This window comes from Sulfurivirga caldicuralii, from assembly GCF_900141795.1.
Taxonomy (GTDB): Bacteria; Pseudomonadota; Gammaproteobacteria; order Thiomicrospirales; family Thiomicrospiraceae; genus Sulfurivirga; species Sulfurivirga caldicuralii.
In genome coordinates this window covers 82,891-97,754 of record NZ_FSRE01000002.1, presented here as the reverse complement: position 1 = coordinate 97,754, position 14,864 = coordinate 82,891, and the positions used below count along the sequence as shown (strand labels likewise).

The following is a 14,864-nucleotide window of genomic DNA, read 5'->3' as shown; positions in this document are numbered from 1 at the left end:
TAGCAGCGCATCCTGCACCGTAAAAGTGCAGTATAAGGCCTTATAACGTGCTGCTCAATGGGATTCTGTGCCCTGCTGTGGTGCAGTTTGAACAGCAGGAGGATCGGAGGGGAATGCAAAGATGAACATGATGGCGAACAGAATCAGAATGACCTGACGCGTCAGACCGGTAAAGCGCAGGCCCGGGTGGGCAATGATGGCAAAGCCGAGGGCTGCCGCGGCGGCACTCCACGCACCCAGCAGGGCCGACAGGACCGCGGCCAGCGCGCCGATGGCCATGGCAAAATAGTGCCAGGTAAAGGGCAGTTTCTGGGGTTTGTTTTTCACGCCGGATCCGCCATGTTGTCACAAATGAAAAAAGGCCCTTTGCAGGGCCTTTTGAACAATGGTGGGTCGTGAAGGATTCGAACCTTCGACCAACTGGTTAAAAGCCAGCTGCTCTACCAACTGAGCTAACGACCCGGATGGGGGTGGAACACCGCATGTGCCATGTTCCGCAATTCTGGATGGTGGGTCGTGAAGGATTCGAACCTTCGACCAACTGGTTAAAAGCCAGCTGCTCTACCAACTGAGCTAACGACCCAAATCAATGAGGCGGTATTATACGAATCGACCCGCCGAATGCAACTCAATTTTGATAACGGGTGGGGTCGGCAACCCCCGCCTCTTCAAAGCCCTTGCGACGCAGCCGACAGCTGTCGCACACACCGCAGGCCCGCCCCTGTTCATCCGCCTGATAGCAGGAAACCGTCAGCCCGTAATCCACCCCCAACGCGAGTCCGGTGCGGATGATTTCCGCCTTGGCAAGATGAATCAGCGGGGTGTGAATCTTGAAGGGATGCCCTCCCACCCCTGCCTTGGTGCCCAGGTTGGCCGCCTGCTCTAAGGCAGCGATAAATTCGGGACGACAGTCGGGATAGCCGGAATAATCGACGGCATTGACCCCGATAAAGATATCCTGCGCCTCCAGCACCTCCCCGAGCCCCACGGCAAAGGAGAGAAACGTCATGTTGCGCGCAGGCACATAGGTAATGGGGATGGATTCCCCAACACCGTCCGTGGGCACCGACAGCGAATCATCGGTCAGCGCGGACCCGCCGATAGTGCCCAGGTCAATGCGCACAACACGGTGGCTGATGGCCCCCAATGCTTCGGAAATCCGTGCCGCCGCATCCAGTTCGGCGCGGTGGCGCTGACCATAATCAAAGCTCAGCGTATGACACGCATAGCCCTGATCGCGGGCGATGGCCAGTACCGTGGCGGAATCAAGCCCACCAGACAGCAGGACAATCGCGGGTCTGTTCATTTCGCCTTGCCCGCCTGCAGCTGTTTCAACAACGCCCTGGCTTTCGGCGTGACTGTATCATCCGGGTAGGCCTTGATTTCTCGCTGCAGCAGCTTGATGGCTTCCTGCTTGCGGCCCAGCTTGGCCAGCGCTGCCGCACCCCGATACAGGGCAGCCGGCACCTTGCTGCTGTCCGGGTATTGCTTGATCACCTGCTCGAACCGGTTCCAGGCGGACTTGTAATCCAGCAGCACCATATACGCCTCGCCGGCCCAATAGGCGGCATTGGGTGCCAGCACGGAATCCGGATGTTTTTTCAGGAAAGCCTCAAAAGCCTTGGCCGCTTTTGCATAGTGAGCTTTCTGCAACAGGGTAAAGGCGGCACTGTATTCCGACTGCGTCGCGGTATCAGCCGGCTTGAGACCCTTTTCCGAACCACCCGCCTCGTTCCGTTCGACTGGCGCCTCTGCGGAAGCCTGCTCAACCGCCGCACTGTCTGCAGGGGCTGGCCGCTGCAGCTGCGCCTCCAGTTCGTCGATGCGTGCCTTCAAGGCGTCGAGCTGGCGCTTTTCATCCGCCTTTTGCTGACGCAAACGATACTCCAGTCGATCCACCCGATCCTGCAACGCCTGAATTTCCCGCTGCTGCTCGGCCAGTCGGTCGCTGAGCTGCAGCAGAACAGGGTTTTCCATCATCCGCTCCAGGCGGCTGACGCGCTTTTCCAGATCATATTCGCTCACCACCACGGGTGCCGCCAGCGCAGTCCCCGTCGTGAACGCCACGAAAAGAAACAGCAAGCGTTTCATCGGATAAACACCATTTCGACGCGACGATTCTTCGCCCACGCCGCCTCATCGTTGCCATCCACCGCCGGCTTGGTTTCACCATAACTGACGATCTCGATCCGATCCGGCGTGACGCCATACAGCTCGAGGATTTGTGCCACCGCCTTGGCGCGGCGCTCGCCAAGGGCGAGGTTGTACTCCGGTGAGCCGCGCTCATCGGTATGCCCCTCGAGGCGCACGCGCACATTGGGCTCGTCCAGCAGCTTTTCGGCGTAATACTTGATGGTCTCGCGCCCCTGCTCGTCCACCTGATCGGAATCAAAGCCAAAATAGATCACCGGCGCATCGGGCTGCATATCTTGATCAGTCTGCTCAGCGCCAGCCTGCATTTCATCGGGGCTCAGCCCCGCACCGACCGCTTCGCCGCTATCCGACTGAATGGGGATCACTTCAACGCCGGATGCCTGATCGCCCGATTGAATCGGCAAGCCATTGCGTTCGCCCTGCGCCTTTTCCGCTTCGCTTACGGGCTCGACCGGCGCAGTTTCAGGCTTGGTCTGCTGACCGCCACATCCGGCCAGTGTTCCGGCCAGCAGAAGCGCTGGCCACAGTTTCGTCATTCGCTTCATTTGTCAGCTCCTTTGATTTGATCCATATAGGGTCCCCAGTCCGGTTCGCGCACTTCGCCTGCCTTCACACGCAGAATTTGCGATGCACCACCGTCGACGGAGACCACTGCCAGCATGCCGCGGTTGTCCTTGTTCATGGCATAGATCAGCATATCGCCATTGGGGGCGAAACTGGGTGACTCATCCAGAAAAGTTCGCGTCAGGATACGGAATTCGTTGCTGTACAGGTCCAGCAACCCGATATGCATGCCCACGCCCGGGACACTGGTGACCATGGCCAGATAACGACCGTCCGGCGTAATGGTCGGCGTGGCGTTGTAAGTGCCTTCAAAGGTCACGCGGCGTGTTTCACCAGTATCGAGAAACACCTGAAAGATCTGCGGCTTGCCACGACGGTCCGAGGTAAAGTAAATGGAGCGGCCATTGGGCGCCCAGCATGGCTCGGTATCGATGGCTGGATTGCGGGTCAGACGCTGCAGCTTCCGGGTAGCCAGGTCGAGGATATAAATTTCCGCATTGCCGTCCTTTGAGGTAGTGAACGCAAGCTTGCGACCGTCGGGCGACCACGCCGGCGCGCCATTGATGCCCTTGAAGCTGGCCACCTTTTCGCGTTTGCCCGTAAACAGGTTCTGGACAAAAACTTCCGAGCGACCGTTTTCGAATGAAACATAGGCGAGCTTACGGCCATCGGGTGACCAGTCCGGTGACATGATCGCCTCATAGGAGCGTAACACTGTCTGCTCGTTCAAGCCATCGGAGTCCGACACGTTCAGCAGGAAACGGCGCGCCTTGCCTTCACCCTGTTTGACCACATAGGCAATGCGCGTGTCGAAAGCCCCCGGAATGCCGGTAAGCTCTTCGTACATGCGGTCACTGATCTGATGAGCCACGCGGCTCAGCTGCCTGGTCTTGACGCTCGGCCACACGCGAGCGAACAGCACACTGCGACGCAGCAGATCCACCAGCGTGGCTTCTACGCGCCACGTCCCATCAACATTGTGCGCGATCTTGCCCATCAGCAGCACATCACTGCCGCTGTCGCGCCACTGCTCAAAGTGAATCTGCCCGGGCGCCAGCGGCAGTTCCGGCAACTGATCAACAGGCAGGGCGCGGAACTTGCCGCTGCGGCGCATGTCGAAGCCCACGATTTCGGACAGCTTCTGCGGCGCTTCAGCCTCGCCCTGAAACGGCAGAATGGCAACCGGCGTGGCCTGCGTTTCAGCCTCTTCAATCTCGATGGTCAGTACTGCATGCGCCTGCCAGGCGAGCATCAGCAAAACAAGGGTCAATACAGCACGTTGCAACATGCGGTGTCCTCAGGGTTTGAATACAAATCGAATGGTACGCTCAAACAGCGCCGGATCAGGCGGCGGCGGCAGGGTGCCGGTGCGCCACACGGCGCGCTCTGCCGCATCGCGGAATATCTTGTCCGCCCTGGCGTTGCAGTTGAGCACCTGCACATCGACTATCTTGCCTTGTTTGTCCTGCTGGATCTGCAGCTCGCACTGGGCGTTCGGGTCCACCTTGGCTGGGGTGCGCCAGTTTTCCTTCACCTTGGCAGCAATCTGGCTGATATAGAGCTGGCGCAGCTTTTTCAGGCGCGCTGCGCGTTCAGCTGCCTGACGGCGCTTTTCCTCTTCCGCCAACTGCTGCTGCAACAGCGCTGCCTGCTGCTGACGCTCCTTCTCCAGCTGAGCCTTGCGCGCGGCCTCTTCAAGTCTTTTCTTTTCTTCTAGTTTTCTTTTCAGCTCTTTTTCGAGCCGTTTTTTCTTTTCCAGTTCCGCCTTGCGTTTCGCTTCGGCCTCCGCCAGCAGACGCCTGGCCTTTTCTTCCGCTTCGCGACGTTTTTTGGCTGCCAGTTCAGCCTTTTTCTTCAACTCTTCAGCCTTGCGCTTCGCCTCGGCCAGTCGCTTCTGTTCGGCCAGCTGTTGCTGCTTGAGCGCTTCAGCCTGCTCCCTGGCACGGCGGGCCTGTTCGGCTGCCTGCTTCTTGCGGCGTTCCAGCTCTGCCAGACGGCGCTTTTCCGCCTCTGCCTGTGCTTTCAGACGCTGCGCCTCTTCTCGACGACGCTGCTGCTCGGCGCGCACCCTTTCAATCTGCTGCTGCACCAGTTGCGCATCGACGGTAAAGGTCTTCAGCGGGGGAATTTCCTTGAGCGGCGCTGTTTTCGGCGCAGGCTCGGTCGGCGCGGGTTCAGCCTGCACAACAGCGCCGGGCGTTTTGGGCTGTGATTCCCACACGCCGAACAATAACAGCAACAACACCCCGTGCACCAACAGGGAAGCCAGTGTGGCCACGGGGTGCTTAAGCACAAAGCGGATCACTGCGCATCCTCCGGCTGGGTCAGCAACGCCACGTTATCCACGCCATTGGCACGCAGAATGACAAACAGCTTGACCACTTTTCCATAAGGCGCATTACGGTCGCCCTGAATATAAACAGGCTGTTTCATCACCTGTGCCCGCGCCACCGTTTCTGCCACCAGTCGGGCAAGGTCCTGCTGGGCGAGGGCACGGTCGGGATCAGCACTGGTGCGATAAAGCCCCTCCTTGGTAACGGTAATCACAAAGGGCTCGATCTTGGCGGCGGCACGCGCGCTTTTTACCTTCGGCGTCGCCGGTAGATCCACCCACACGGCCTGCTGCACAATGGGGGCAGTGACCATGAAAATGATCAGCAGCACCAGGGTCACATCCACATAAGGCACCACGTTGATCTCGGCGATCAACGGGGCCTTGCGCAGGTATCCTCGCCGCTTGCGCGCCATTTCAGCGTCCCTCGCCGTCCAGTTCCAGCTTGCGCGCCTGACGGTGAACCCGCGTCATCACCAGCTCGGCCAGCGCTTCCCAGTCGCTTTCCAGACGGTTGGCCCGCGCGGACAGGCGGTTGTAGGCAATCACCGCCGGGATGGCGGCAAACAGACCGATTGCCGTGGCGATAAGCGCTTCGGCAATCCCGGGTGCCACCGCAGACAGGGTGGCCGTTTTCACATTGGCCAGACCGGCAAAGGCGTGCATCACCCCCCACACGGTGCCGAACAGACCGATGTAAGGGGCGGACGAGCCCACAATGGCAAGCGTTGGCAGCATCTGCACCAGAGCCGGCTGGGCGGCACGCATGGCCGCTTCCTGGGCGCGCTCAGCCCCTTCCACCAGCGCTTCCGGTTTACGAATCCCCATCTTGTCCAGCTTCAGCAGCTCTTCCACCGGCGCCGCAAAAATGCCAGCTACCGGACTGTCTGCATAGGGCTTGGCCGTATAGACGTTATAAAGTTGCAGCCCCGGACTCTTTTCAAAGTCCTCGCGTAGTTCACGCGTATCTTTAGCCAGGCGCCCCAGCTGGGCGCGCTTGGCAAAACCGACGGCCCAAGCGGCTACTGACATGAACAGCAGCAGCACGATCACACCCTGCACCACCGGCGAGGCGGTCAAAATCAGATGTAGGAGTTCTTTTGCTTCCATATTTGCTCTAGTGTCCTGTTTTTCATGCCTGCGAAAACAGGCGAAAAATCGGGGTTTCAAAAAGTCAGGGACCCCCTCTTGCAATCAGTCCCGCCGTGTGAGCCCAAGATGCCCATATGCCAGATCCGTCGCACTACGGCCACGGGGCGTGCGCACGACAAATCCCTGCTGCACCAGATAGGGCTCGATCACCTCCTCAATAGTGCCCTTTTCTTCACCCAAGGCACTGGCAAGGCTGTCGATGCCCACCGGGCCACCGTCAAACTGGGTGATAATCACCTCCAGCAGGCGACGGTCCATTTTATCCAAACCGCAGGGATCCACTTCCAGCAAATTGAGTGCGGCATCCGCCAGGTCTGCTGTAATCACGCCGTCACCTTTTACTTGTGCAAAATCACGTACCCGCTTGAGCAGCCGATTGGCAATTCTCGGCGTGCCGCGCGCTCGACGGGCAATTTCAGCCGCCCCGGCCGGCTCAATATCGACACCCAATATATGCGCCGCACGGGTCACGATGTGCGACAACTCCTCGACGGAATAGAACTCGAGGCGATGGACAATGCCAAAGCGGTCCATCAGCGGCATGGTCAGCAGCCCGGCGCGGGTAGTGGCCCCCACGAGGGTAAACGGCGGAATGTCCAGCTGCACGCTCTGCGCCGCAGGGCCCTCGCCGATGACGATGTCGATGCGGAAGTCCTCCATGGCGGGATAGAGCACCTCTTCCACCGCGGGCGACAGCCGATGAATCTCATCGATAAACAGGACGTCAAAGGGCTCGAGACGGGTGAGAATGGCGGCCAGGTCGCCGGCACGCTCCAGTGCAGGCCCCGAGGTCTGGCGCAGATTGGCGCCCATTTCATGGGCGATAATATTGGCAAGGGTCGTCTTGCCCAGCCCGGGTGGACCATACAGCAGCACGTGATCCAGCGCTTCCTGCCGCTGACGGGCCGCCTTGATGAACATGGTGAGCTGCTCACGCACGCCCTGCTGGCCCACATACTCGTTCAGCGCCTGCGGACGGATGCGCGGCGGCAAGTAGATGTCGTCTTCCTGCGCCTGATTGCCGATAATGCGGTCGGTCTCGATCATCGCTGCTGCGCCTGTCTCAATGCGGCCTTGATCAGCTCAGGTGTCTCCAGCGCGTCGGCATCTGGTACCTGATCCAGCAACTTCTGCGCTTCGGCGGGCTTGTAGCCCAGGCTCTCGAGCGCCTGCAGCGCCAACGTCATACTGTTTTCAGCCAGGGGCAAGGTGGCACCGCCCGTCAAAGCCGCATGGCCAGCCGACACCTCGACACCCAGCTGTTTGAGCTTATGCTTCATTTCCACCAGCAGTCGCTCGGCGGTCTTTTTACCCACACCCGGAATTTGGGTCAAGGCCTTGAGGTTTTCCTGCGACACGATGGCAACCAGCTCACTGACGGACCAGGTGGAGAGAATGGCCAGCCCCATCTTGGCACCGACGCCATTGATCTTCAGCAGCGTGCGGAAAACATCGCGCGTGGCCTGATCGGCAAAGCCATACAGCTGCATCTGGTCTTCGCGCACGATCATGTGGGTGTAGAACCGCTGTGCCGCAGCATCCAGCTGCACGGGGGTATTCATGGGCAGGTGCAGCTCGTAGCCCACCCCCTGCACATCCAGTAGCAGCACTGGCGGCTGCCAGCTAAGAACCTGTCCCGTGAGTGCACCAATCAAAAGCGCGCCCCCTTGTTGAGGATGGAAAGGTCAACGCCCAGTGCGGCCAGCCGCCCATGGCACAGGGCGCAAGCCAGCGCATCGGCTGCATCCTCCTGCGGCGTTTCCGACAGGCGCAGCAGCTGGCGCACCATGAACTGCACCTGCTCCTTGCGCGCATGGCCCTTACCGACGATGGCGCCTTTGATGCGCGTGGGCGTATATTCGTAAATGGGCAACTCGGCCAGCGCCGCCGCACACAGCACCACCCCGCGTGCTTGACCCAGCTTGATGGCCGCCACCGGATCCTTGTGCACGAACACCTTTTCCACCGCCACCTGATCCGGCGCATACTGCCTTACCAGCTCGCCAAAAGCTTCAAAAATGCGCTTGAGCCGTTGCGGTGCAGGAAACTTCTCGACACGAATCACGCCGCTGGCCACATACACCGGCTGCTGGCGCACCATTTCGATAATGCCAAAGCCGGTCTTGCGGGAGCCGGGATCAATGCCGAGAATGCGCAAGGGTTTCAGGCGATCTTCTCCATGACTTCATCAGGGATATCCACGTTGGAATAGACCCGCTGTACGTCGTCCAGATCTTCCAGTGCGTCGATCAGCGCCATTACCTTCTGCGCCTGCTCGGGATCGGTGATTTCCGCCTTCACATCCGCTTCCATGGAAATGTCCGCCTGCACCGGCTTGAACCCGGTTTCTTCCAGCGCGGTGAGCACATCCATGTAGTTTTCCGGTGTGGTGATGACATCCACACTGCCGTCATCGTTGACGACCACATCGTCTGCCCCGGCTTCAATGGCCGCTTCCATCAGCGCATCCTCACCCACACCGGGCTCAAAGGAGATCAGCCCCACGCGCTTGAACATGTAGGCCACGGAACCATCCGTACCCAGGTTGCCGCCCCGCTTGCTGAAAGCGTGACGCACTTCAGACACGGTGCGCTGACGATTGTCGGTGAGGCAGTCCACCATGATGGCCACGCCACCCGGGCCATAGCCCTCGTAGCGGATCTCTTCGTAGTTGTCCGCCTCGTCCTGACCGGCCCCGCGTGCAATGGCCTTTTCGATGGTGTCCTTTTTCATGTTGTTGCGCAGCGCCTTGTCCACGGCAGCGCGCAGACGCGGGTTATCCTCAATGACGGCCCCCCCCATCTTGGCAGCCACCACCAGTTCACGGATCAGCTTGGTAAAGATCTTGCCCCGCTTGGCGTCCTGTGCCGCCTTGCGGTGCTTGATATTGGCCCATTTACTGTGTCCAGCCATAATCGCTCCTATTTCACCAGACCCTGCTCACGGGAAAAGGCCAGCATCCGCTCGATGGGCTGCACGGCGCGCTCCCGCAATTCAGGGTCGATCACAATTTCCTGATCTTCCGTTTCCAAAACGCGCTTGAGATTGACCAGCGAGTTCATCGCCATCCACGGGCAGTGGGCGCAGCTGCTGCACTGACGCTCGCGGCTGCTTGTTGGCGCCACGATCAGCTCCTTGTCAGGCGCCACCTGCTGCATCTTGTAGAAGATGCCATAGTCGGTGGCCACGATAAACTGCCTGTCCGGCAGGGTACGCACTGCTTCGATCAGCACGCGGGTGGATCCCACCACATCCGCCAGGGCAATGACATTCTCCGGCGATTCCGGGTGCACCAGCACTTTCGCCTCGGGGTGCTCGGCCCTGAGCTTTTCCAGCTCATAGGCCATGAACTCGTCATGCACCACACAGTGCCCCTGCCAAACCAGCATGTCTACGCCGGTTTCCTTTTCGATCCAGTGGCCCAGGTGGCGATCCGGTGCCCAGATGATGCGCTCACCCTGCGCCTTTAGGTGGCGCACGATATGCAGCGCATTGCCGGAGGTCACCGTCCAGTCTGCCAGGGCCTTCACCTCTGCGCTGGTGTTGGCATAGACCACCACCGTATGATCAGGGTGTTCGTCGATAAAAGCCCTGAACGCATCCGGGGGACAGCTGAGGTCCAGTGAACAGGTGGCCTCCAGCGTGGGCATGAGTACCTTTTTCCCCGGGCTCAGCAGCTTGGCGGTCTCGCCCATGAAGCGTACGCCACACACCACGAGGATATCCGCATCGGATTTGGCGCCAAAGTTGGCCATTTCCAGCGAGTCGGCCACCACGCCGCCCGTCTCTTCCGCCAGGGCCTGCAGCTCGGCATCCACATAATAATGGGCCACCAGCTGGGCATTCTTTTCCTTCAGCAGCGCCTTGATATCACTTTTCAGCGCGGCTGTCTGCTCCGGCGACAGAATCGGCCCGGCCGGCGCCTGCTGTGCCAGCTGCTCAATGCGCTGCTGCAATGCCTGAGGAAGCCGGGTGGTATCAGTCATGATTACTTGACGGCCTCGCGGAAGCGCAGCCCCAGTTCGCGCAACTGCTCCGGCGCCACTTCACCTGGCGCCTCAGTGAGCAAACACGCCGCCGACTGGGTTTTGGGGAAGGCAATGACATCACGGATGGTGTCACACCCGGCCATGAGCATCACCAGACGGTCCAGACCGAAGGCCATGCCGGCATGGGGCGGTGCACCGTACTTAAGCGCCTGGAGGAAGAAGCCGAACTTCTCCTGCGCTTCCTCGTCGGAAATGCCCAGCAGCTTGAACACTTCCGCCTGCATGGCCGAATCGTGGATACGCACGGAACCGCCGCCCACTTCGATGCCGTTGATAACCAGATCGTAGGCACGGGACAACAGCTGGTGCTTTTCTTCCTGCTCCAGCGCCCTGAGTTCCTCGGTGGTCGCCTTGGGCTGGGTAAAGGGATGGTGAATCGCGGTTAGGCGTGCAGTCTTCTCGTCCTCTTCGAACATGGGGAAGTCCACGATCCATACCGGTGCCCACTCACCTTCCAGCATGCCCAGGTCCTCGCCCAGCTTGACGCGCAGCGCACCCAGAGACTCGTTGACCACCTTGGCCTTGTCCGCACCGAAGAAGACGATATCGCCATCCTGGGCACCGACCCGTTCCATAATTTCCATCACTTGATCGGGGAAAAACTTCACAATGGGCGACTGTAGCCCTTCAATGCCCCTGGACAGATCGTTAACCTTGATCCACGCCAACCCCTTGGCACCGTAAATGCCGACAAATTTGGTGTACTCGTCGATCTCCTTGCGCGTCAGCCTGGCACCGCCGGGCACCTTCAGCGCGGCCACGCGGCCTTTCGGATCCTTGGCCGGGCCGGCGAACACCTTGAAGTCGATATCCTGAAGCAGGTCAGCCACATCCATCAGCTCCAGCGGAATACGCAAGTCGGGGCGATCCACCCCATACTTGCGAATCGCTTCGGCGTAGGTCATGCGCGGAAAATCTTCGCTAAACTCGACGCCGATGCCTTCCTTGAAGATATGCTTCACCAGTCCCTCCATCAGCGCCATCACGCCCTCTTCGGTGAGGAAACTGGTTTCCAGATCCAGCTGGGTGAACTCAGGCTGGCGATCGGCACGCAAGTCCTCGTCACGGAAGCAGCGGGTAATCTGGAAGTAGCGATCGAAGCCGGACATCATCAGCAGCTGCTTGAACAGCTGTGGCGACTGCGGCAGGGCAAAGAACTTGTGCGGATGGGTGCGGCTGGGTACCAGATAGTCGCGCGCGCCTTCAGGGGTGGACTTGGTCAGCATGGGGGTTTCGATTTCCATGAAACCGTTGTCGTCCAGGTAGTTGCGCATGGCGCGGGTGACCTGATAGCGTAGCTTGAGATTGCGCTGCATGTCGTCCCGGCGCAGATCGATGTAGCGGTACTTCAGGCGCACATCCTCGCCCACCTTCTCGTCCAGCTGGAATGGAATGGGCTCTGCCATGCTCAGCACCTGCAGGTCCTTGGCGAGGATTTCGATCTGGCCGGTAGGCAGGTTGGGGTTAGTGGTCCCTTCCGGGCGGGCGCGCACACGGCCGGTCACCTGAATGACGCACTCGGCCCGCAGGCGTTCGGCGGCAGCAAACGCCTGCGGTGTATCCGGGTCCACCACCACCTGCACCAGACCGCTGCTGTCGCGCAGGTCGATAAAGATCACCCCGCCATGGTCGCGACGGCGGTGCACCCAGCCGGAAACGGTGACCGTTTCATCCATCAGGTTTTCAGTCACTGTGCCGCAGTAGTGGCTGCGGTAGGCGTGTTCTGTCGTATTGCTCATGGGTTCTCCGATTTTTTATGTTCTGTGTCAACGTCATGGGAGTCATTCTGATGCGCTTCAGCCGGGCGCCCTTGTGCGTCACATTCAACGGGGGGCACCACCACCCCGCCGGAAATCACCATCTTCAGTGCCTCATCCACACCCATCTCCAGCTCGATGATGTCAGAGCGGTCGGCAATGATGAAAAAACCGGACGTAGGGTTGGGCGTCGTCGGCACAAACAGGTTGACGACCTCGTCCACTCCAGTCTTGCACTGGGCTTCCCCGCGAGTGGTGCTGGTCTGAAACCCCAGCGTCCACAGCCCGCGACGGGGATACTCCACCAGAAAGACTTTCTGAAAGCTCTGATCACCGGTCCCCAGCACCGCTTCGGTCAACTGCTTGACCGCAGAATAGATGCCCCGCACCAAGGGAATACGCTCAAGAAAGGTTTCCCACAGACGCATGAGGCGGTTGCCGAGAAAATTGGCCACCAGCATGCCTGTCACCAGAATCAGCGTCAGCGAGACGATAATGCCAAAGCCGGGAATCTTGAAACCGAGCCAGTATTCCGGCCGCCAGTGTTGCGGCAGCAAAAGCAGGCTCTTGTCGAACAGATTGACCAGGAAGATGAGGGCGGCGATGGTGACACCAAGCGGCAGCCACACCAGCAGGCCGGCGATCAGATAGCGTTTCAGCACGGACAGCATGCGCACCCTCTTGAGCGTTGCGGTTTCAGAAAACGCATATTATACGAGACCGCCCCGCCATGATGTGGGCAAGCACACTGAATGAGCGGCTCAACCGCCCTTGCGCATGGCCTGCTGGACCGCCTCCAGTTCGGGCACGGAAAAGCCTTCTTCAATGGCGCGTTGCTTGCAGTAATCCACTGCAAAATTGAGTAGCTCGACCACCGCATTGTTGCGGAACTTGTGCTTCTGGCGCACATGAGAGAAGGGACGTGTCAACGGCGGGTTGAGCGGAATGGCCTTGAGCGTGCCCAGCTTGAGCTCCTTGCGCAGTGTCGTACGCGAGACGATGGCAATGCCCACACCGGCTTCGATGGCCATCTTGATGGCCTCGGGGCTGCCCAGCTCGAGCACCACGTCCAGATCGCTGTAGCTCATCCCCTGCTCCTTGAGGTACTGATCGATCACCGCACGGGTACCTGAGCCCTCTTCACGGGTAATGTACTCGTAGCGACGGATCTCCTCCACGGAGACCTCCTTGCGGGAAACCAGCGGATGATCTGGCGGCACGGCCAACACCATTTCGTCGATGCGGCACACCTCCACTTCCAGATTCTTGTTGTATACCGGCGCCTCCACCAGCCCCAGGTCAACCAGGTTGTTTTCCACCATGGTGACGATGGCGTCGGTATTGCCTACCTGCAGGCGGATATTTACTTCCGGGAACTGCTGCTTGAAGGCACCCAGCAGGCACGGCAGCATGTATTCGGCAATGGTAGTGGAAGCCCCGATCAGCAACGAACCGGACACCTCGCCGGTAATTTCCAGCACCTCGTTGTACATGCGCTCATAGAGCTCGAGGATGTTTTCGGCGTAGCCATAAACGATCTTGCCCGCTTCGGTCAAGGAAATCTTGTTGTGCGTGCGGTCAAACAGGCGGGTGTTGAACTGCTCTTCCAGCTGCTTGACCTGAAAGGTTACCGCCGGCTGCGTCATGTGCAGCGTTTCAGCCGCCTTGGTAAAGCTCAATACCTTGGCAACCGTGTAAAAGACCTGCAGGCGGCGATCCACTATGGCCATTGAGGGCCTCCCTTTGCCGAACGTTTCAATTTAATTTTTTGATTGCCCCATGAGCAAAAATCATAACGGCTAATCCTAATCGAGACTGTCATATTTTTGCAATACTTCAGGAACTCTTCTTTTCCTCAATCAGCTGGTGAAGACGACTCACGGCGCTTTCCACCCGCTTGATGTCCGCACCCAGTCTTTCCACTTCACGCCGGCCGCCCTCATCTCCCAGCCTTTCCAGCATGCTCGCCTGATTACGCGCCAGCACCTCAATATCCTGCGCCAACCGCTCCACGCTTTTTTCCAACTGCTCGGCACTGCGCACCTCGATGGTTTCAAGCCGCTGCAACAGCGCATCCACATGGCGGGCCAGGGCCCGCTCCTGCGCAATCACGCGCTCGTTGGTATCCCGCACGGTATGCAGAATCTCTTCCTCAATACGGGACTGCTCTTCGCCCACCAGAAAGGCGGAGATGTTCGCCGTCACCAGCGAGAACAGTAAGACGCCGATCAGGAGCATGGCGCCGCCGAACAGGCGTCCATGTTCCGTTTCAGGTACCACATCGCCATAGCCGACCGTAGTCACCGTCACCAGTGCCCACCAGATGCCGTCACCGATGGTACGATGCTCAAGATGGGCAAACAGCGCTCCGGCAAACACCACCAGCAACGCGGCCAAGCCCAGCACCTGACCGAAGCGGTTACGGCGCAGAATTTCCAGCGCCGTACCAAAGAAGTGAACCGTAAAGCGGAAGATCAGTGCCAGACGCAGCGACTGGAAAATGATGGCATAGGCTTCCCACCACGGCAGCAGCGGAAAGGCCAGAAACACAATCAGGGCATTCATCCAGTTAAAACGTACATAGCGCCACTTGTCGTCCACGAGGTAAAGGGAACCGATGAATTCCACCGCAAAGACCAACCAGATAAGAACATCAATGAAGCGGAACTCGGCCTGAACACCGAAAATCTGCGCAAATACCTGAAAGAACACCAGCGCCAATGCAATCAGCACGGCCGTTTCCATCAGCTCGCCAAAGCGGCGGGCACGCGCATTCTCGCTGGCGGGCACACCGCCCACGCCCAGTACCGCGCGCATGTTGATGTTGATGCTTTTTTTCAACTTCTGAATGGGCAT

General features: G+C 59.4%; 17 protein-coding genes and 2 tRNA genes. All 19 read right to left on the bottom strand.

The features are described 5' to 3' along the window. Positions 1-54 precede the first annotated feature (54 nt). A complete protein-coding gene (locus BUQ81_RS03610) occupies positions 55-327 on the bottom strand; it encodes a hypothetical protein (RefSeq protein ID WP_234947332.1) in 273 nt (90 codons plus the stop codon). A 59-nt stretch (positions 328-386) separates the two neighbouring features. Beyond that, positions 387-462 (bottom strand) — tRNA-Lys (locus BUQ81_RS03605). 45 nt (positions 463-507) lie between these two features. Then, positions 508-583: transfer RNA gene (locus BUQ81_RS03600), tRNA-Lys, on the bottom strand. Positions 584-628: 45 nt separating this feature from the next. Next, positions 629-1,306 carry a 7-cyano-7-deazaguanine synthase QueC gene (queC, locus tag BUQ81_RS03595; protein WP_074201035.1) on the bottom strand — a complete coding sequence of 226 codons (678 nt, stop codon included), beginning with the start codon at positions 1,304-1,306 and terminating at the stop codon, positions 629-631. Beyond that, complete coding sequence (gene ybgF / locus BUQ81_RS03590; RefSeq protein ID WP_074201034.1) at positions 1,303-2,091, bottom strand: tol-pal system protein YbgF; 789 nt, start codon at positions 2,089-2,091, stop codon at positions 1,303-1,305. Before ybgF ends, queC begins: the two co-directional genes overlap by 4 nt. Then, positions 2,088-2,699 (bottom strand): peptidoglycan-associated lipoprotein Pal, encoded by a 612-nt coding sequence (gene pal / locus BUQ81_RS08920; protein WP_074201033.1) that lies wholly within the window; start codon positions 2,697-2,699, stop codon positions 2,088-2,090. Before pal ends, ybgF begins: the two co-directional genes overlap by 4 nt. Further along, the gene (gene tolB / locus BUQ81_RS03580; RefSeq protein WP_074201032.1) at positions 2,696-4,006 is read right to left on the bottom strand and encodes a Tol-Pal system beta propeller repeat protein TolB; all 1,311 of its coding nucleotides are present in this window, start codon (positions 4,004-4,006) and stop codon (positions 2,696-2,698) included. The genes pal and tolB overlap by 4 nt, the downstream gene beginning before the upstream one ends. A 9-nt stretch (positions 4,007-4,015) precedes the next feature. Beyond that, on the bottom strand, positions 4,016-5,023 hold the full coding sequence (tolA, locus tag BUQ81_RS03575; protein ID WP_074201031.1) for a cell envelope integrity protein TolA: 1,008 nt from the start codon (positions 5,021-5,023) through the stop codon (positions 4,016-4,018). Continuing rightward, positions 5,020-5,466 carry a biopolymer transporter ExbD gene (locus tag BUQ81_RS03570; RefSeq protein WP_074201030.1) on the bottom strand — a complete coding sequence of 149 codons (447 nt, stop codon included), beginning with the start codon at positions 5,464-5,466 and terminating at the stop codon, positions 5,020-5,022. Before BUQ81_RS03570 ends, tolA begins: the two co-directional genes overlap by 4 nt. 1 nt (position 5,467) lies before the next feature. Next, the gene (locus BUQ81_RS03565) at positions 5,468-6,160 is read right to left on the bottom strand and encodes a MotA/TolQ/ExbB proton channel family protein (protein WP_074201029.1); all 693 of its coding nucleotides are present in this window, start codon (positions 6,158-6,160) and stop codon (positions 5,468-5,470) included. Positions 6,161-6,244: 84 nt separating this feature from the next. After that, the gene (gene ruvB / locus BUQ81_RS03560; RefSeq protein ID WP_074201028.1) at positions 6,245-7,249 is read right to left on the bottom strand and encodes a Holliday junction branch migration DNA helicase RuvB; all 1,005 of its coding nucleotides are present in this window, start codon (positions 7,247-7,249) and stop codon (positions 6,245-6,247) included. Next, positions 7,246-7,857 (bottom strand): Holliday junction branch migration protein RuvA, encoded by a 612-nt coding sequence (gene ruvA / locus BUQ81_RS03555; RefSeq protein WP_074201027.1) that lies wholly within the window; start codon positions 7,855-7,857, stop codon positions 7,246-7,248. The genes ruvB and ruvA overlap by 4 nt, the downstream gene beginning before the upstream one ends. Then, positions 7,854-8,360 (bottom strand): crossover junction endodeoxyribonuclease RuvC, encoded by a 507-nt coding sequence (gene ruvC / locus BUQ81_RS03550; protein WP_074201026.1) that lies wholly within the window; start codon positions 8,358-8,360, stop codon positions 7,854-7,856. Before ruvC ends, ruvA begins: the two co-directional genes overlap by 4 nt. Positions 8,361-8,365: 5 nt before the next feature. After that, positions 8,366-9,115 carry a YebC/PmpR family DNA-binding transcriptional regulator gene (locus BUQ81_RS03545; protein WP_074201025.1) on the bottom strand — a complete coding sequence of 250 codons (750 nt, stop codon included), beginning with the start codon at positions 9,113-9,115 and terminating at the stop codon, positions 8,366-8,368. Between the two features lie 8 nt (positions 9,116-9,123). After that, positions 9,124-10,188 (bottom strand): quinolinate synthase NadA, encoded by a 1,065-nt coding sequence (gene nadA, locus BUQ81_RS03540; RefSeq protein ID WP_074201024.1) that lies wholly within the window; start codon positions 10,186-10,188, stop codon positions 9,124-9,126. A gap of 2 nt (positions 10,189-10,190) precedes the next feature. Then, positions 10,191-11,990 (bottom strand): aspartate--tRNA ligase, encoded by a 1,800-nt coding sequence (aspS, locus tag BUQ81_RS03535; RefSeq protein WP_074201023.1) that lies wholly within the window; start codon positions 11,988-11,990, stop codon positions 10,191-10,193. Continuing rightward, a complete protein-coding gene (locus BUQ81_RS03530; protein WP_084188215.1) occupies positions 11,987-12,679 on the bottom strand; it encodes a DUF502 domain-containing protein in 693 nt (230 codons plus the stop codon). The genes aspS and BUQ81_RS03530 overlap by 4 nt, the downstream gene beginning before the upstream one ends. A 90-nt stretch (positions 12,680-12,769) precedes the next feature. Continuing rightward, positions 12,770-13,732, bottom strand: a complete 963-nt coding sequence (locus BUQ81_RS03525; protein ID WP_074201411.1) for a selenium metabolism-associated LysR family transcriptional regulator — start codon at positions 13,730-13,732, stop codon at positions 12,770-12,772. Positions 13,733-13,844: 112 nt separating this feature from the next. Continuing rightward, positions 13,845-14,864: an ion channel gene (locus tag BUQ81_RS03520; RefSeq protein WP_074201022.1), complete on the bottom strand. Its 1,020-nt coding sequence runs from the start codon at positions 14,862-14,864 to the stop codon at positions 13,845-13,847.